The sequence below is a fragment of the Paraburkholderia sp. JPY419 genome (genome assembly GCF_050435705.1).
GTDB lineage: Bacteria > Pseudomonadota > Gammaproteobacteria > Burkholderiales > Burkholderiaceae > Paraburkholderia > Paraburkholderia youngii.
On sequence record NZ_JBNDKV010000002.1, the window covers coordinates 104662 to 121214 of the forward strand.

General features: G+C 62.8%; 14 protein-coding genes. 8 read left to right on the forward strand and 6 right to left on the reverse strand.

The window, feature by feature from the left end; genetic code table 11:
• The first annotated feature begins 141 nt into the window (after positions 1-141).
• The gene (gene cobA / locus QFZ91_RS06685; protein ID WP_429566735.1) at positions 142-945 is read left to right on the forward strand and encodes a uroporphyrinogen-III C-methyltransferase; all 804 of its coding nucleotides are present in this window, start codon (positions 142-144) and stop codon (positions 943-945) included.
• A gap of 37 nt (positions 946-982) precedes the next feature.
• Here the strand turns inward: cobA and QFZ91_RS06690 are convergent, their stop codons facing one another.
• Positions 983-1864, reverse strand: a complete 882-nt coding sequence (locus tag QFZ91_RS06690; RefSeq protein ID WP_429566736.1) for an MOSC domain-containing protein — start codon at positions 1862-1864, stop codon at positions 983-985.
• A 268-nt stretch (positions 1865-2132) separates the two neighbouring features.
• Here QFZ91_RS06690 and QFZ91_RS06695 point away from each other — a divergent pair, with 268 nt between their 5' ends.
• Both QFZ91_RS06695 and QFZ91_RS06700 read left to right on the forward strand, forming a co-directional pair.
• Positions 2133-2537: a heme-binding protein gene (locus tag QFZ91_RS06695; protein WP_429566737.1), complete on the forward strand. Its 405-nt coding sequence runs from the start codon at positions 2133-2135 to the stop codon at positions 2535-2537.
• 80 nt (positions 2538-2617) lie between these two features.
• Positions 2618-4792 (forward strand): malate synthase G, encoded by a 2175-nt coding sequence (locus QFZ91_RS06700; RefSeq protein ID WP_429566738.1) that lies wholly within the window; start codon positions 2618-2620, stop codon positions 4790-4792.
• Between the two features lie 71 nt (positions 4793-4863).
• On the opposite strand, the gene galU is transcribed toward QFZ91_RS06700, so the two are convergent.
• Both galU and QFZ91_RS06710 read right to left on the reverse strand, forming a co-directional pair.
• Positions 4864-5781 (reverse strand): UTP--glucose-1-phosphate uridylyltransferase GalU, encoded by a 918-nt coding sequence (galU, locus tag QFZ91_RS06705; protein WP_429566739.1) that lies wholly within the window; start codon positions 5779-5781, stop codon positions 4864-4866.
• Positions 5782-6069: 288 nt separating this feature from the next.
• The gene (locus tag QFZ91_RS06710; RefSeq protein WP_176108538.1) at positions 6070-6213 is read right to left on the reverse strand and encodes a hypothetical protein; all 144 of its coding nucleotides are present in this window, start codon (positions 6211-6213) and stop codon (positions 6070-6072) included.
• 260 nt (positions 6214-6473) lie between these two features.
• Between QFZ91_RS06710 and QFZ91_RS06715 the strand changes: the two genes are divergently transcribed.
• The 4 genes from QFZ91_RS06715 to QFZ91_RS06730 all read left to right on the forward strand — a co-directional run bounded on the left by QFZ91_RS06715 (position 6474) and on the right by QFZ91_RS06730 (position 9596).
• On the forward strand, positions 6474-7712 hold the full coding sequence (locus QFZ91_RS06715) for an acyltransferase family protein (RefSeq protein ID WP_429566740.1): 1239 nt from the start codon (positions 6474-6476) through the stop codon (positions 7710-7712).
• A 224-nt stretch (positions 7713-7936) separates the two neighbouring features.
• Complete coding sequence (locus tag QFZ91_RS06720; protein WP_429566741.1) at positions 7937-8770, forward strand: RNase A-like domain-containing protein; 834 nt, start codon at positions 7937-7939, stop codon at positions 8768-8770.
• Between the two features lie 17 nt (positions 8771-8787).
• The gene (locus tag QFZ91_RS06725; protein ID WP_429566742.1) at positions 8788-9078 is read left to right on the forward strand and encodes a contact-dependent growth inhibition system immunity protein; all 291 of its coding nucleotides are present in this window, start codon (positions 8788-8790) and stop codon (positions 9076-9078) included.
• A 251-nt stretch (positions 9079-9329) separates the two neighbouring features.
• Positions 9330-9596: a contact-dependent growth inhibition system immunity protein gene (locus tag QFZ91_RS06730; protein ID WP_429568604.1), complete on the forward strand. Its 267-nt coding sequence runs from the start codon at positions 9330-9332 to the stop codon at positions 9594-9596.
• A 219-nt stretch (positions 9597-9815) separates the two neighbouring features.
• Here QFZ91_RS06730 and QFZ91_RS06735 read toward each other — a convergent pair whose 3' ends face one another.
• From QFZ91_RS06735 to QFZ91_RS06745, 3 genes are all read right to left on the reverse strand, one after another.
• Complete coding sequence (locus QFZ91_RS06735; RefSeq protein WP_429566743.1) at positions 9816-12269, reverse strand: glycosyltransferase family 4 protein; 2454 nt, start codon at positions 12267-12269, stop codon at positions 9816-9818.
• The gene (locus tag QFZ91_RS06740; RefSeq protein ID WP_429566744.1) at positions 12266-13732 is read right to left on the reverse strand and encodes a flippase; all 1467 of its coding nucleotides are present in this window, start codon (positions 13730-13732) and stop codon (positions 12266-12268) included. Before QFZ91_RS06740 ends, QFZ91_RS06735 begins: the two co-directional genes overlap by 4 nt.
• 62 nt (positions 13733-13794) lie before the next feature.
• The gene (locus QFZ91_RS06745) at positions 13795-15996 is read right to left on the reverse strand and encodes a hypothetical protein (RefSeq protein WP_429566745.1); all 2202 of its coding nucleotides are present in this window, start codon (positions 15994-15996) and stop codon (positions 13795-13797) included.
• 162 nt (positions 15997-16158) lie between these two features.
• On the opposite strand from QFZ91_RS06745, the gene QFZ91_RS06750 reads away from it, so the two are divergent.
• Positions 16159-16290, forward strand: a complete 132-nt coding sequence (locus tag QFZ91_RS06750) for a hypothetical protein (RefSeq protein WP_429526117.1) — start codon at positions 16159-16161, stop codon at positions 16288-16290.
• Positions 16291-16553 lie beyond the last annotated feature (263 nt).

Genomic DNA, 16553 nt, shown 5'->3' on the forward strand with positions numbered 1-16553 from the left:
TCGTCGCGGCAACGTCGTCGCGATGCGCAGACTCAACCGTCAACCGGCAATGCAATGGACAACGGCGTCCCCTCGTGATCTTCACGGGCGGACGCCGTTTTCGTTTCGAGCCACGAGAAACCCACGGCACAAGGACACAACATGAACACCAACATCGGCAAGGTCACGCTACTGAGCGCGGGCCCAGGCGACCTCGACTTGCTGACGCTGAGAGCCGTCAAGACGCTCGCGGCCGCCGACGTCGTGCTGCTCGACGACCTCGCGAATCCCGAGATCGCGACGCTCGCGCCGCGGGCGCGCGTGATCCGCGTCGGCAAACGCGGCGGCTGCCGCTCGACGCCGCAGGCGTTCATCGAGCGGCTGATGCGGCGTTATGCGCTGAAGGGGCTGCACGTGGTGCGCGTCAAAGGCGGCGAAGCGCTGCTGTTCGGCCGCGCGGGCGAGGAACTCGCGGTGTTGCGCGACGCGGGCCTCGCGGTGGAGATCGTCAACGGCATCTCGTCGGGCTTCGCGGCCGCGGCGGGACTCGGCATGTCGCTCACGCATCGGCGGCACTGCCACGGCGTGAGCTTCATCACCGCGCACACCGAAGATCACGGCGAGCCGGACTGGGCCGCGCTCGCCGCGACGCGCACGACGCTGGCGATCTATATGGGCATGCGGCGCATCGACGGCATCGCCGCTGCCTTGCTCGCGCACCTGCCGGCCGACACGCCGGCCGCGGTCGTGCAGTGGGCCGGCGGCCGCGACGAGCGGCGCCTGTTGACGCGGCTCGATCGGCTCGCCGCCGACGCGCTCGGCGCGGGCTTCGGCAGTCCGGCGGTGATTCTGGTGGGCGATGCGGTTGGCGAGAGCGCCGAAGCGCCTTGCTGGGAACGCGAAGGTCGCGGCGAACAAGGTGGAGAAACGACGCTGCCCGCGCCGGCGATTGCGCGGGCGGCCTGAGATCCGATCGAAGCGGGCCTCGCCCGCCTTTCGCCAATCAATCGCCGAACCCGAGCTCCGCGTCGACCTGCTGCCCGACCCGCAGCCAGGCCCCGGCCCCGCTCGCGACCAGCGCGTTGTTGCCGAACGTGACCGCGCCGTCGAAGCGTTCGCTGACGCGATAACCGAGCATCGTGTCGGTCGGCTCGTTCGGCCAGTCGGGATCGGGCGCGCCGCGCGCCTGATCGATGGTCGGCATCGGACAGCGCGAGCACAGCTTGACGAGACGCAACTCGACCCGCGCGCTCGAGTCCGCATCCGGGTCGACGGCGAGCGTCTCGACATAGTCCTCTTCATAGGCATCGAGGCCCGTGAGCACGATGTTGGGCCGAAAGCGATCGATTCCAATCGACGGCGCGCCTTTGCGGTTCAGGCGCGCGTTCAGATCGTCGAGCGAGGCCTGGCCCGCCACCAGCAGCGGAAAGCCATCGGCGAAAAAGGTCGTCGCACCGCCGGTGCTGTTCGTGTAGTCCGGATCGACGATGCGTTCACGCTCCGGATCGAAGCGCAGCAAGCGCGCGGGCAGACCGAGGAACTCCGTGAACCACGCCGCCGTTGCTTCGCCGGTATCGAGTCCGTAGGCGGCGTCGCTCCACACCGCGGTAGCGACCCGGGCCGCGCCGGCCAGGCGCGCGGCATCGAGCGGCGTGCGCAGCTCACGCATACCCGGCGCGTTGACGATCAGATCCTCGGCGCCGAGTTCGACCTTGATCAGGGCCATGCGCGGATACGCGCGCTGCGTGAACATCGCGCCTTCGGGATCGACGATCATCCAGTTGCGGTCGTATTCGAGGCCGGTCGCCAGCAGGCGCGCCGCATCGAGCGGGATGCCGGCGCAGGATTTGATCGGATAGACGAACAGCTCGCTGATGGTTGGCATGGTCTGAGATCTCGTGGGAAGCGCGGTTTTTGGGTGGAGACGCGATTGTAAAGCGCTGCGCGTGTATCGGTGATGGCGACCAGGGAAGCTGCCGTTCCGCGCTGGGGCGGCGGGAAGTAGAATCTTCAGATCAGGCAGGCGCCGGCGCGCGGCATGCGGCATGCGGCATGCGACAGAGCTGCGAAACGCGCGCGCAGGCGCCGCATCGACCCGTTACCGAAAGAAGCCGAAGACGCCACCTTCCCCTCACCGAGACAGGACATTCATTATGCTGACCAAACCCGTGTTGACCGTCGCCGAGACGACTCGCATCGTCGATGCCGCGCGCGCGGAAGCCGAGAAGAACAGGTGGGCCGTCGCGATCGTGGTCGTGGACGACGGCGGCCATCCGCTCGCGGTGCTGCGTCTGGACGGCGCGGCGCCGTCCACCTCGTATATCGCGACCGAGAAAGCGCGCACCGCGGCGCTCGGCCGGCGCGAAACCAAGGTGTATGAAGACATGATCAACAACGGCCGCACCGCATTCCTCAGCGCACCGTTGCAGGGCACGCTCGAAGGCGGCGTGCCGGTGATCGTCGACGGCCATGTGGTCGGCGCGGTCGGCGTGTCGGGTGTCAAGTCGGAGCAGGATGCGCAGATCGCGAAGGCCGGCATTCAGGCGCTCGGCGTTTAAAGCGCCGCGCGTCACAGCAATCCCGTGGCTCAACGCGGACCGATGCCCCCTCATCGGTCCCATAACAGATGGAGCAGTCGATGACTCAGATGAACCCGCGCGGCGGACTGCAGGTCGCCGCCAACCTCGACCAGTTCGTTGAAACCGAAGCCCTGCCCGGCAGCGGAATCGACAGCGCCGCCTTCTGGTCGGGTTTCGACGCCCTCGTGCACGAGCTGGCGCCAAAAAATCGGGCGTTGCTCGCCGAGCGCGACCGCCTGCAAAGCGAACTCGACAATTGGCATCGGAGCCATCCCGGCCCGGTGCGGGATCTGCGCGAGTATCGTGCGTTTCTCGAAGGCATCGGCTACATCGTGCCCGTGCCCGCCAGCGTAGAGGCCACGACCGACCACGTGGACAGCGAAATCTCGGAGCAGGCCGGCCCGCAGCTCGTCGTGCCGCTGTCGAACCAGCGCTACGCGCTGAACGCCGCGAACGCGCGCTGGGGCAGCCTTTACGACGCGCTGTACGGCACCGACGCGATCCCCGAAACGGATGGCGCGGAAAAGCAGAAGGGTTACAACCCGGTGCGCGGCGCCGCGGTGATCGCGTATGCGCGCAAGTTCCTCGATCAGGCCGCGCCGCTCGCGAACGGCTCGCACGCGGATGCGACGCGCTATAGCGTCGAGAACGGCCAGCTCGTGGTCGCGCTGAAGAACGGCACTACCGCGCTGAAGACACCCGCGCAACTGGTCGGCTATCAGGGTGACGCGAGCGCGCCGTCGGCGGTGCTGCTCAAGCACAACGGCCTGCACGTCGAGATCCAGATCGATGCGAACGATCCGGTCGGCAAGACTGACGCGGCGCATGTGAAGGACGTCGTTGTGGAAGCGGCGGTCACGACGATCATCGATTGCGAGGACTCCGTCGCGGCCGTCGACGCCGACGACAAAGTGCAGCTCTATCGCAACTGGCTCGGCCTGATGAACGGCGACCTGACCGAACAGGTCACGAAGAACGGCAAGACCTTCACGCGCCGGCTCAACGCGGATCGCGAGTACACCGGCGCGGACGGCAAGTCGCAGCTCAAGCTGCATGGCCGCTCGCTGCTGTTCATCCGCAACGTCGGCCACCTGATGACCAACCCGGCCGTATTGACCAAAGACGGCCACGAGATTCCCGAAGGCATTCTCGACGCGGTCATCACGACGCTGTGCGCGCTGCGAGACCGTCAGAACAAGCTGAACTCGCGCACCGGCTCGATCTATATCGTGAAGCCGAAGATGCACGGCCCGGCCGAAGTCGCGTTCGCGAGCGAGCTGTTCGCGCGCGTCGAAGACCTGCTGAAGCTGCCGCGCAACACACTCAAGATGGGCATCATGGACGAGGAGCGCCGCACCAGCGTCAACCTGCTGGCGTGTATCGCCGAAGCGTCGGCGCGCGTCGCGTTCATCAACACGGGCTTCCTCGATCGCACCGGCGACGAGATGCACTCCGCGATGGAAGCAGGCCCGATGATCCGCAAGGGCGACATGAAGTCGAGCAAGTGGATCACGTCGTACGAGCGCAGCAACGTGCTGGTCGGTTTGAGCGGGGGCCTGCGCGGGCGCTCGCAGATCGGTAAGGGCATGTGGGCGATGCCCGACCTGATGCACGCGATGCTCGAGCAGAAGATCGGCCATCCGAAGGCTGGCGCGAATACCGCGTGGGTGCCCTCGCCTACCGCGGCGACGCTGCACGCGCTGCACTATCACCAGGTCGACGTGCAGGCGGTCCAGCAGGAACTCGAACGCACCGACTACGCGAAGGTGTACGACGAACTGCTCGATGGCCTGCTGACGATTCCGGTCGTCGAAAAGGCGCAATGGAGCGACGAAGAAATCCGCGCCGAGGTCGACAACAACACGCAAGGCATTCTCGGCTACGTGGTGCGCTGGATCGATCAGGGCGTCGGCTGCTCGAAGGTGCCGGACATTCACAACGTCGGCCTGATGGAAGACCGCGCGACGCTGCGTATTTCGAGCCAGCACATCGCCAACTGGCTGTATCACGGCGTGATCGAACGCGAGCTCGTCGAGGAGACGTTCAAGCGCATGGCCAAGGTCGTGGACGCGCAGAACGCCGGTGATCCGCTCTACCAGCCGATGGCGCCGGGCTTCGACACGGTTGCGTTCAGGGCCGCGCAAGCGCTCGTATTCGAGGGGCGCCAGCAGCCGAACGGCTATACCGAGCCGTTGCTGCACAAGTTCCGGCTCGAGGTGAAGCAGCAAGGTTGAGGCCGTCCTGCAGAACGACAACGGGCGCCGCGCAACGCGGCGCCCATTGTTTATTTCAGGGCCTCGTGAGTTCACGCGGCTTCTACCGTCAATTGCCCCGCCTCGCCGGCTGGCGCTTCGTTCTGCATATACGCCTGCAGATACGCCTCGAATTCAGCCTTCACCTCCGGATGGCGCAGCGCGAATTCGACGGTCGCCTTCAGATAGCCGAGCTTGCTGCCGCAATCGAAGCGCGTGCCGAAGTAGCGATACGCGAGCACTTGCTCTTCGGTCAGCAGCGACTGCACCGCGTCCGTCAGTTGCAGCTCGCCGCCCGCGCCCGGCTTCAGCGCGCGGATATGCTTGAAGATCGTCGGCATCAGCACGTAGCGCCCTACCACGCCGAGATTCGACGGCGCCTCGTCCGGCGCCGGCTTCTCGACGATGCCCGACAGTTTGATCACGTTGTCTTCCCACTCGCGGCCGTCGACGACGCCGTACGAGCGGCTGTCCTCGCGTGCGATCGTTTCGACGCCGATCACCGAGCTGTGATAGTGATTGAAGGTATCGACCAACTGGCTCATCACAGGCTTCGAGCTATGCAGCAGGTCGTCGGCGAGTATCACCGCGAACGGGCTGTCGCCCACCAGTTTTTCGGCGCACAGCACCGCATGGCCGAGACCGAGCGCTTCGGCCTGGCGCACGTAAAAGCAGTCGACGTTGGCCGGTTTGATGCTGCGAACCAGATCGAGCAGTTTCTGCTTGTTGCGCGCTTCGAGTTCGGACTCGATCTCATAGGATTTATCGAAGTGATCTTCGATCGCGCGCTTGCTGCGGCCCGTCACGAAGATCATCTCGGTGATGCCGGCGGCGATCGCTTCTTCGACCGCGTACTGGATCAGCGGCTTGTCGACGATCGGCAGCATTTCCTTCGGACTTGCTTTGGTAGCCGGCAGGAATCGTGTCCCGAGGCCCGCTACGGGAAACACGGCTTTGGTGACTTTCAGCATGGTAGGCATTCCCACATCGGTTAGAAGTTGGTGTGTTCGCGGACCTGGCGGCCAATCGATGTCGGCGCAAGACTAGCAGAAAAATCTGCGAGGTTCACGGAAGCGGTCTTTCTCCGATTTAATTCGGATAATTCATGCATCGATCGCAATGCGATATTGCGAAAAATTGAGTAACTTGTTACGCATATATTTTGCCAGGCGCCGAATGACAAAATCCGAAAGTCTTGCCTTTCGGACAGCCCTTGGCGTGGCCCGTCTGGCGATCTGGCGACCGGCTTCGGCAGCACGTCAGTCCTGTTCGTCAACGGGCGGCAGCTTGCCTGGGTTCATTCTGTAGCGACGGATCGGCTCGTTGCGCAAGGCGTCGCGGTAGGCGGAGGCGGCCACCAGGATCAGCAGGACGGCGATGCCGGCCAGTAAATGCAGGTTCATGACTTCACCTCGGGTCAGAGAATCCTTGATCTAAATTAGCACGACAAAAGCGATAAATAATTCGACGCTCGATACATCGCTGCGTAATTACAATTCGTCACAAAATAGATTCCGATTCAATTCGAAACCGCAATTTTTTAATCATTTTGTGGGATTGTGGTGCTCTAGCATGGGTGCGTCGCGGGGTGCGCAAGGACGCCCGCTCGAAGGCCGATTCCGCGTCGATTTTTTCTCTTTTCCGCTTCAGATAAGGACCGCGTATGAGCGACCCAGCATTGGATGCCGCCGGCTCATCCCTGCCCCTCTCCCCGCTGCCGCGCCCCGAGAAAAACCCGGCCGCGCTGCACGCTCGCAGCGACGCGCGTACCGATAGCGTCGGCAAGGAGCATGTGATCGACGCGATGCGAGGTTTCGCCGCACTGCTGGTCGCCTATTTTCATTGCCGCCAGATCGTGTGGGTCGGCATGCAGGCGTTTCATCAAAGCGTCGGACATTCGCTGAGTCCGAGCAGTCTCGCCGCGTATCTGACGTTTCCGATCGCATGGGGCTCGGCCGGCGTGCCGATGTTCTTCGTGATCAGTGGCTACTGCATCCATCGCGGCGGCGCGCTGCGGCTCGCGGGCAATCCCGCTTACCGGCTCGATGCAGGCAACTTCTGGCTGCGGCGCTTCGCGCGCATCTATCCGGTGCTGCTCGCGGCGCTGGTTCTGACCTTCGCGCTCGATTCGCTGAGCCTGCAATTGCCGCCCGTCAGTCACAAGATTCGCGAGATCGGCTGGCAGTCGTTTCTGGTCAATCTGTTTTCGCTGCAGGGCGTGGCGGGCAAAACGTACGGCTCGAACGGCGCGCTGTGGACGCTCTCGCTCGAAGTGCAGTTCTATGCGATCTATCCGCTGCTGTTCGCGCTGCGGCGGCGCATCGGCATGAACGCCGTGCTCGCGCTCGTCGCGGTGATCAACGTTGCGTCCGCGTATGGGCTGGAGCGACATGATCTGCAGTTCTTCACGTCGTACTGGTTCTCGTGGATGCTCGGTGCGTGGATCGCCGATGTCAGGGCGCGCAACGCGCGAGAGGCGCGCGCGCCCGCATTGCTGTACGTTCTGGCGGGGGGATTGATCGCGGCAGGCTGCGTCGCGTTTCATTTCGGCCAGTATGGGGCGTTCCAGATCTGGGCGCTTGGCTTCGCGTGCTATCTGTACAAGGCGCTCGATGTGCCCAATGACCCGCAACACGAAAGGAGTGGCGTGCTCGCGCTGCTTCGCACTGGGTCGCGCGCGCTGTCGCGCTTGCTGTCCCGCGTGGGTGACTTCAGCTTCTCGCTGTATCTGATTCATCTGCCGATCTTCGTGCTGCTCTCGGCGTGGCTGTTTCGTTCGTCGCTGCAGGTGTCGATCTGGCCGTCGTTTGGTTATATGTTGGTCGCGGTGCCGGCTGCCTATGTCTTCTATCGGCTGGTCGAAATGCCCGCGATGAAGTGGTCGGCGAGTCTCAAGGCGTGAGTACACCCTGCGCTGTGTCAGCCCCGTAACGGCCAAGTGCCGCGACGGGGGCTTAGGTATGCATCCCGAAGTTTCGATTGCGACCGGCCGCGAAAAGGCGCTCGCCCTGCGCGGGTGATTGATTGACGCGCACAAAGACGACACAAAAATCATCCATCGCCCATTCCAAATCCCTGTATTCGCCTGCTAGCGTGGCACCCCCAATCGCTACAGAGGAATTCAGGATGTCGTATCAACAGGATTCGGGCGCCGTGCGCGTGGTGTTCAGTGCTCCTCAACTGGCTGCGGTGCTCTCCCGTCAGTCGATCAACCCCACCGAAATGCTTTCCAACCGGCTATGGGGCGGCTTGCAGGTAGTCGGCGGGGTACTGGAAATGGTTGGGGCGGCAGCGCTTTGCGTGCTGCCGGAACCGACGATGGCAAGCAAGACCGGATGTGTTGTGTTCGGAGCACATGGCTCAGATACGGTGTCGGCAGGTGTACGCCAAATCTGGACAGGCCGGGATACCGCCACGCTGATCCAGCAAGGTACGACGAAACTGGCTGAGGCGATGAAGGCCAGTCCCGACATGGCGAATATTATCGGCCTGTCAGTCGATATGATCGTGCCGTTTGGTTTCGCTGGCTCGATCAAGGCTGCACGCGTGGCCAGCGTGACGATGGGCCGGATCAATCTGCAAATGCATGAGGCCAGGGCCGTTAATCCAGGGCTTGGTGGGCATACGATTCTGAAGCACGTCGAGAAGGATGAGGCATGGCTCAGGGAACGCCTGAAACGCGACTTGCACATCGCCGCGGCATCATCATTTGCAGATATCAGGCAGGCAGAATGGGCTATTACGGAAGCGATGCGCGTCAATGCCACCAAAATCAAGGCGTGGACACGAGCACCGCGTAACGATTTAACACTATTCGAAGACGTTGGAAGAAACGTTGGAAATGTGGTGAGCAGAAAATCAGGAGAATATAGACCCGCGAGCCGGGTCAAAGTGATCCTCCGCTATCAGACGTACAATGGCATGCCTTATTATGTCCTGACAGCGATGCTTGTCGCGTAACATTCCACAGCACAGTCATGAACTACGGGACGTACAACAATCTCGAACAGTTGATCATGGGACGATTCCATGAGGACTATTCGATCTATGGGAATTCAATACCGGAACTCGTTCTCTCCTATAAAGCGGGGATGAACGAGGACGAAAGAGTCGCGATGCTGGAAGAGATCGTCCGATTCCAGAAGCTCAACTCAAACTGTCTGGATATGGCGTTTCATGATCTCTTTGGAAGCCATTGCGATCCGAGTCTTTGGGGGCACACTACGGCCTCGTTCCTTGACGAGTTGAAACGTCTTCTGAGCGAGTAATCCACCGATCGCCGCGCGAGGGTTGTTATGTGCCACGCGCGCGGCGCGCAAAAAAACGGAGCGAAAGCCCTTCGACTTCCGCCCCGTTACGCCAAGCGAGGACTGGCCAAGCCCTGTCTACCCTCGCGTAAAAAACACCGCTCTAGTCACGGTAGTTCTGAAGTTTCAAGGATATAACAATATGCCGTATTACATATTAACTGCGCACGTGGGCTAAGGGATGGACAATGTTATCTGACCGCTACCCCAGAATGTATGAGCTTTTCGGCGCGTATTTCAATGAAGATTTTGATTCGTGGGGAAACACAATCTCTGAAATTGCCGCATGCTATAAAGTTGATAGTTCACCGGAATACCGAAAAGAAATAATTGATGAAATAAATTCGTTCATGAGTGAACATCCGTCCGACCTGGATTCTGCGTTCGAAAGAGATTACGGTTCACGGTTTGATCCTAATCTGTGGGGCCACACTACAGCCTCATTCCTTGACGAGTTGAAGCGCCTTCTGAGCGAGTAATCTACTAGTCGCCGCGCGAGGGGGTTCGACGTCACTCTGCGCATGCACGCGCGGTGATGTTCGCGGAAAACCCGGACCACGACGGTTTGCGGGGGCATACGTGGTGTCGTTGAATGCGGCGCAAAAAAACGGAGCGAAAGCCCTTCGACTTCCGCCCCGTTACGCCAAGCAAGGACTGGCCAAGCCCCTGTCTACCCTCGCGCAAAAAAAAAAGCCGCTCTACCGCCCCGCCACACTCTTCAGAATCCCCGCGACCCCATCCACATAGCTGCGCGTGCCGAAACGCTCATGCGCGGTCCGATAGCCGTTCTCGACCAGCTTGTCGCGCAAGTCGCCGTTCGAGCGCAATTCGGCGAGCGTATCAGCGAGCGCATGCGCGTCGCCCGGCGTACACAGGACGCCGTTCTCATAGTCCTCGATGATTTCGAGGACGCCGCCCGCGCGCGACGCCACGACCGGCCGCTGCGCGAGCATCCCCTCGACGATCACGCGGCCGAACGGTTCCGGCGTGATCGACGTATGCACGACCGCATCGACCGCGCACATGCAGGCGGCAATATCGTGCTGGAAGCCGAGAAAATGCACCCGCTCGCCGAGCCCGTGTGCGGCAACGAAGGCCCGCAGTTCCATTTCGTACTGGTCCTCGCCGAACAACGCCGCGCCGACCAGCACCGCATGCATCTGCGGATTGAGCACCATCGCTTCGAGCAACACATGCTGTCCCTTCCAACGCGCAAGGCGGCTGAACGAGCCGACGAGGAACGCGTCGCGCGGCAGATTCAGGCGCTCGCGCAGCACCGCTTGCGGCACCGTGCGCAACGCGTCGAACGGCTCCGCGTCGATCCCATTGAATACGACGTCGATGCGCTTGCCGTCGAACCGCGTGAGCTTCGCGAACGCCTGCGCCGACGCGGCCGAATTGGCGATCACGTGCGTGAGGCCGAGCCGCGCGCACCACTTGATGATCGCGAGCTGCTTGCCGCCGAAATGCTCGGCGCTGACGATGTCGCGCAAATGCCAGACCACCGGCCGTCTCGCGAGCTTGCCGGCCACTGCGCCAATCACCATCGCACGCTGCGTATTGGCGTAGATCACGTCCGCTTTGCGCGCCCGTTTCGCGGTGGCACGCACGAGTGAGATGAGCCCCTTCAATGCCTGACCTTTCGGCAGCGAACCGCCCTGCTTGCGCACGTTTTTCAGCACCCCGGCATCGAGCACGGAGACCTCGACGCCGGTCTTCGCGAGCGCGGTGTTGAACGGCCCGTCGTCGAACAGCACGACCTCGATGCGCGAGCGCAGCGCCTTGACGATTTCGAGCAGCGACAGCTCGGCGCCGCCGAGCACGCCGCTCTGATCGACGGCGAGAATGCGCGGCACGTTCGCGGCGCTCTGCGCGCCCGGCCGATATGGCGTAAAGGGCGGCAGCGTCGCGGCGCGCAGCGCGGGCACCGCCGCGCGCACCTGCGCGAAAAAGCGCTCGCGGAAATGCGCGGCCGAAAACTGCTCGGCGTTGCCGCGGCAATGCTCGGGCTGGAACCGGTGCCCAAGCTCGTCGAAACGATTCACGGCAGCGATGATCGAGTCGGCATCCTGTTCATCGAAGAACATGCCGGTCGGCTTCGGCTCCGACAGATCGCGCACGGTTTCGAGCGCCCCGCCCTTGCCGTAGGCGATCACCGGCGTGCCGCAAGCCTGCGCCTCGACCACCGAAATGCCGAAGTCCTCTTCGGCCGCGAACACGAATGCCTTCGCGCGGCTCATGCGGTCCTTCAGCACCTTGAACGGCTGATAGCCCATGATCTCGACGTTCGGCCCCGCCTTCGCGCGGATCTTCGCCATGTCGGGTCCGTCGCCGATCACGACGAGCTTGCGCTCGGGCATCCGCGCGAACGCCTCGACGATCAGATCGATCTTCTTGTACGGCACCATCCGCGACGCGGTCAGATAAAAGTCTTCCTTCTGCGTGCACAGCGTGAACGCGTCGACATCGACCGGCGGGAAGATCACTTGCGCGTCGCGCTGATACACCTTCTTGATGCGTCGCGCGATGAACGCCGAGTTCGCGATGAAGCCGTCGACCGAGTTCGACGTGCGGATATCCCAGTTGCGTATGTAATGCAGAATCAGCCGGGCGAGCGCCGACTTCGGGCCGTTGGTCAGCTTCGACTGCTGCAGATACTGATGCTGCAAATCCCACGCATAGCGGATCGGCGAATGCACGTAGCTGATATGCACCTGGTCGGGACCGGTGAGAATGCCCTTGGCGACCGCGTGACTGCTCGAGATCACCACGTCGTACGCCGACACGTCGAGCTGTTCGATCGCGAGCGGCATCAGCGGCAGATACGCGCGGTACTTGCTGCGCGCGAGCGGCAGTTTCTGGATGAACGACGTCGTCACCGTCTTGCCGCGCAGAAAGCTGCGATCGTCGAGAAAATCCACGAGGCTGAACAGGTCCGCATCGGGAAAGCACGCGATTATCTGCTCGAGCACTTTCTCCGCGCCCGCGTAGGTGACGAGCCAATCGTGCACGATCGCAATGCGCACGTTTCTGTCCGCGCGCGGCGCGGTACGGCGCACTGCCGGCTGCATGCCGGGCACGCTCGTCAGTTCGTCGAGAGCGCCGCGCGTCGCAGGCCTCAACAGGTTTTTTTCAAGGACGTCGTGATTCATGCGCTTTTCCTCGGATTCAGTCGCAATAGCAGTGAACGCGCAAGATTGCGCAAGGCGGGCGTCATCGTGATCGACCACGCGACGTTCGCGCCGACCATCAGCAAACCAGCGGCGATCGCGAGCGCGAGGCTCGGCAGGAAGCTCGCGAGCCACAGGCTGGCGAGCAGGAAGGCGAGATGGGCGAGCATGTCGAGCACGATCTGGCGCGCGCGGATCGCCGCGAAATGCAGCAGTACCGCGTAGTCGAACAGTGCGCGCGCGGAAACCGCGACCGCCGCGCCCGTCAGCCCGAAATGCGTGATCCCGAGCCACAATGCGCCGGCGAATAGCGGCAACTCGACGAGCCCGATGCGCGCGGCGGTGGCTGGATTGACCTGTGACTGAATCAGGATGCGCGTCACGTTCGCCTGGCCGACGAGCCACACGGCAACGATCATGATGCGGCCGACGGGCGCCGCGACCGTCGCGATCTCGTTGCCGACCCACAGATGCAGGAACGGTTCGAGCACCAGCATCGCAACGAGCGCGACCGGCGTGAACACGCCGTTGAGAAATTCGAGCGACTGCTGCGTGATCGTGTCGGCATCCGCGCGACCGACCGCCGACAGCCGCGGAAACAGCGTGCGTACCAGCGCGGTCGGCACGATGTTCAGACGCGTGACGAGATTCTGCGGCACCGTGTAGTACGTGACGAAACGCGCGCCGAGGCGTGATCCGAGCATCACGCGATCGAGCGAATCGGCGACCATCGTCGTCACGCTCGCGATCAGCATCCAGCCGCCGAAGTTGAACAGCCCTTTCGAGACGCCGAGCTGCGGCGGTTCAATGCTGCGTATCTCGAGCACTTTCAGCGCGTAGCGGCCGAGCAGCAGCGCCGCGAGAATCCGCGCGACCACGGCCGCGGCGAGGACATTCTGCAAGGTCGCGCCGAGCCACAACGCGGCACCGAGCGGCAGAAGCTGGAACAGGAACGTGCCGATGGTCTGATTCGTGTTGTAGACGCCGAAGCGTTCCGCGCCATTGATCGCGCCCGCGAACACCCACGACACGTTCGCGATCGGAATCGCGACCGCGAGCCACGGCAGCGCCATATACACTTCGTGCTGCAGCTCGGGCGACACCTTCGTGAAATACGCGGTGTACAGGAACGCACCGAAGTAGATGATCAAACCGCCGACCACGCCGGTCGTCAGATTGAGCCACGTCGCGCTCCAGAACACGCGCGCGCTTTCCCGCTGATCGCCCGACGCGCGCGCCTTCGAAATATGGTTCTGCGCGGCCATGCTCATGCCGAGATCGAGAATCCCGAAGTAGCCGATCAGCGTCCACACGAGACTGATCACACCGTAGCGCTCGACGCCGAGCAGCCGGATATACGCCGGCACGGTCACGAGCGACACGAACGTCGGCAGCACGAGCCCGAAAAAATTGATCGCTACGTTCCTGAGAATGCCTTTGTCCATCGAATCCCTTGGGTTTTGCGGTTAGATTGCGTGCGGGGCTGCGTCAGCGAGGCCAATGCGCCTCAAGGCTTCCAGCGATACATCAGCACCTTGCCGCGCGCGTCTTCCTCGACGAACACCAGGTACTCGCCATCGGCGCGCTTCGTCGCGCTGATGCCGTTCGGCACGTCGACCCAGCCCGACGCGCGGCCCACTTCGGGGCCCGGCCGGATCACGCCGAGTTCCTTGCCGCTATCCTTGTCCCACACGTGCACCGCGCCGACCGGCTCGACGCCGAACACGTATTGCCCCTCGACGGTGACGCCGATGATCGTCGCGATCGGCTTGCTCTGCGTCTGCCACGGCAAGTCGATCGCGTAACGCTGCACCGGCTTGCCGCTCGACCACTTGTCGTAGCGCACCAGCACACGCCCCACTTCCTTCCAGAAGCCCTGCGCGGTCGGCATATCGGCCGTATAGCCGCTTACGTACATCGTGTCGGTGTCCGGTTCGTAGATCGCGCGATGCAGTTCGCTGAACGGTGCCGGCACCGGGTACTGCGCCAGGTTCGAGTACGAGTAGACAGGGTTGCCCTTCGGATCGAGTCCGCCGAAACGGAAGCGATAGATGCCCTTCGTATCCCGAGTGCGCCAGATGTCGCCGGCCGTATCGACCCACCACCCCCAGCCGCCCGCGAGCTTCGTGCCGCTCGTGTTCAGCGTGTATTCGTCGCGCTCGAACTGTCCATCGCCATTCGTGTCGCGCCAGATCCAGTCACCGCCCGGCGGCGCATTCGGCACCTTCGTGACCGCGCGCTCGCGGCCTGCGATAAATCCAGACGGAATCGCGCTCTCGCCGTCGTGCTGCGGATCGAAGCGATAGATCTTCAGATGGTCCGCATACATGTCGCTCAGATAGAGGAACGTGCGCCCCTTCAACCGCCGCGCGATCGGCAGGCCCGGATACTGGTCGGTATGGAACACCGGATCGTCCGGGTACTTGAACCGATTCGACAGGAATCCCGCGTATTTCCAGTCCTGCCCCGACGGCTTCGACAGATCTAGCTCGAAGCGCTTGTTGCCGGTATAGACGCTGTCGGGCCGGCCCGGATCGATCCACGCGCCGTCGACGAACAGCAGCCCTTCGACCTGCCAGTTGCGCTTACCGTCCGGCGCGTAGCTTTCGAGCGTCGCGCCGAGGCCCGCGCCGATCGGCTCGTAACGCGGACCGATGCCATTGGTCGATACGTACACATTGCCGCGCGCATCGACACCGACGCCAGTCAAGCCGTTGAATCGCGACGGTCCCGGCTTGCCCGCGACGCCGCTGAAAATGCCGCCGCGCTCGCCGAGCGTGCCGGACGCCGTGTAGCGGCCGTCGCGCTTCGTGAAAAACAGCACCTGCTGGCGGGGACCGTTGTCGGCGATCAGCAGGCGGCCTTGCGCATCGACGGCGAGGTCGACCGCGACCGTGTCGGCCGGCAGCGTGATGCTCTCGTCGATGCGCTGACCGGTCGCCGCGTAATGCTCGATGCCCGGCGCGCGATCGCTGCGTGTGCCGCTCAGCACCCAGAGCGTGCCGTCGGGTGCGAGCGCGAGACGTCCAGGCTCGTGCACGCTCCACGTCGCCTTCTGCTGCATCGACTCGGCATCGTAGACTTCGATGCTATTGCGCGCGGTATTGGCCGCGAACAGCGTCGTGTCGTTCGCGGCGAGTCCGCCGATCTCCGCGTTCGTGCCGGTCGGCACTTCGTTCATCATCAGAAATCCGGCCGCTAGCTGCGCATGCGGGTCCGCGTTTTTGGCGGCGGGCTGAAACGGGGCCACGCGCTTCGGCTCGCCGATCAGGCGCCGCGAAATGCCGAACCATTGTTTGCCCTTGTCCGGCCATACGCCCGGCTCGACCAGGTGCCCCTTCTCATTGCCGACCGCGATCGCGACGAACGCATATTTGCGGTTGACCGCGATCGCATTGCCGCCGGCGTTGCCCCAGCCATGCGTGCCACCCGCGAAGCCGAGCATCTTGCCGTCCTGATAGACGCTCGCTTCGGCGCCGCTTTCATCCCACGGCGCGTTCGTATAGACCTTGCCGTCCGGCGTGACCGCGATCGCGGTGATGTTGATCTGCGTCCATGTGCCATCGCCGAAGCCAAAGCTGTTGCCGATCCATGAGGTCTTCGCGTTCAACGCGGTTTCGGCGCGAGCCGGCAGAACGGCCGTTGCGGCGACGACGCCGGCGGCGCAGGCTGTCAGGGCGAACCAGCTTTTGAACGTGATGCGGCGCAAGGCGGAACCTCCAGTCGATGTCCGGTCAACGCGATGCACGCGGACCCGTGCCCGCTCGGGGCGAAAATCAGTGATGTGGTAAGGCGAAACGAAGCGCAACCGATTGAAACGCGGCGCCTGAAGGCAGCCGTCCGCACGACTAAGTTACGCGGAAAAAATGCAATGACGAAAGTCGAAAATAATTCAAAAATATTCGTTCGCTTATATGTCGCAAAAGAAATGAATTTAAAAATCGATGAAAACGAAAGCCGCGGCGTCGCGCGCGCCTCCGTCGCCGCGATCTTCCGTTCGTAGCGATGTGGGATTACGCAATACGCATTTATTGCGGACTGCCCGGCGCCCGCCACATAACCATATAAATCTTTCTGGAATGGCCAAAGAAATACCCTGTTTCAATCTGATTCAATTAACCCATTCCAATAGATTTTTTCTCGATTTTCTTTTCCCTAGAATCGATTGCACTTCAGTTGCGACGCGAAGCGCGCGCCTGTTCGCCGGCTATCCGTTGCGAACCGCGCGGCCCTTCGCCCGGCCCATCCGCTTTACACCATGGACGG

Bases quoted from the DNA above. Each gene is read 5' to 3' on its own strand.
- cobA (WP_429566735.1), top strand. From the start codon at position 142: ATGAACACCAACATCGGCAAGGTCACGCTACTGAGCGCGGGCCCAGGC.
- QFZ91_RS06690 (WP_429566736.1), bottom strand. From the start codon at position 1,864: ATGCCAACCATCAGCGAGCTGTTCGTCTATCCGATCAAATCCTGCGCC.
- QFZ91_RS06695 (WP_429566737.1), top strand. From the start codon at position 2,133: ATGCTGACCAAACCCGTGTTGACCGTCGCCGAGACGACTCGCATCGTC.
- QFZ91_RS06700 (WP_429566738.1), top strand. From the start codon at position 2,618: ATGACTCAGATGAACCCGCGCGGCGGACTGCAGGTCGCCGCCAACCTC.
- galU (WP_429566739.1), bottom strand. From the start codon at position 5,781: ATGCTGAAAGTCACCAAAGCCGTGTTTCCCGTAGCGGGCCTCGGGACA.
- QFZ91_RS06710 (WP_176108538.1), bottom strand. From the start codon at position 6,213: ATGAACCTGCATTTACTGGCCGGCATCGCCGTCCTGCTGATCCTGGTG.
- QFZ91_RS06715 (WP_429566740.1), top strand. From the start codon at position 6,474: ATGAGCGACCCAGCATTGGATGCCGCCGGCTCATCCCTGCCCCTCTCC.
- QFZ91_RS06720 (WP_429566741.1), top strand. From the start codon at position 7,937: ATGTCGTATCAACAGGATTCGGGCGCCGTGCGCGTGGTGTTCAGTGCT.
- QFZ91_RS06725 (WP_429566742.1), top strand. From the start codon at position 8,788: ATGAACTACGGGACGTACAACAATCTCGAACAGTTGATCATGGGACGA.
- QFZ91_RS06730 (WP_429568604.1), top strand. From the start codon at position 9,330: ATGTATGAGCTTTTCGGCGCGTATTTCAATGAAGATTTTGATTCGTGG.
- QFZ91_RS06735 (WP_429566743.1), bottom strand. From the start codon at position 12,269: ATGAATCACGACGTCCTTGAAAAAAACCTGTTGAGGCCTGCGACGCGC.
- QFZ91_RS06740 (WP_429566744.1), bottom strand. From the start codon at position 13,732: ATGGACAAAGGCATTCTCAGGAACGTAGCGATCAATTTTTTCGGGCTC.
- QFZ91_RS06750 (WP_429526117.1), top strand. From the start codon at position 16,159: ATGACGAAAGTCGAAAATAATTCAAAAATATTCGTTCGCTTATATGTC.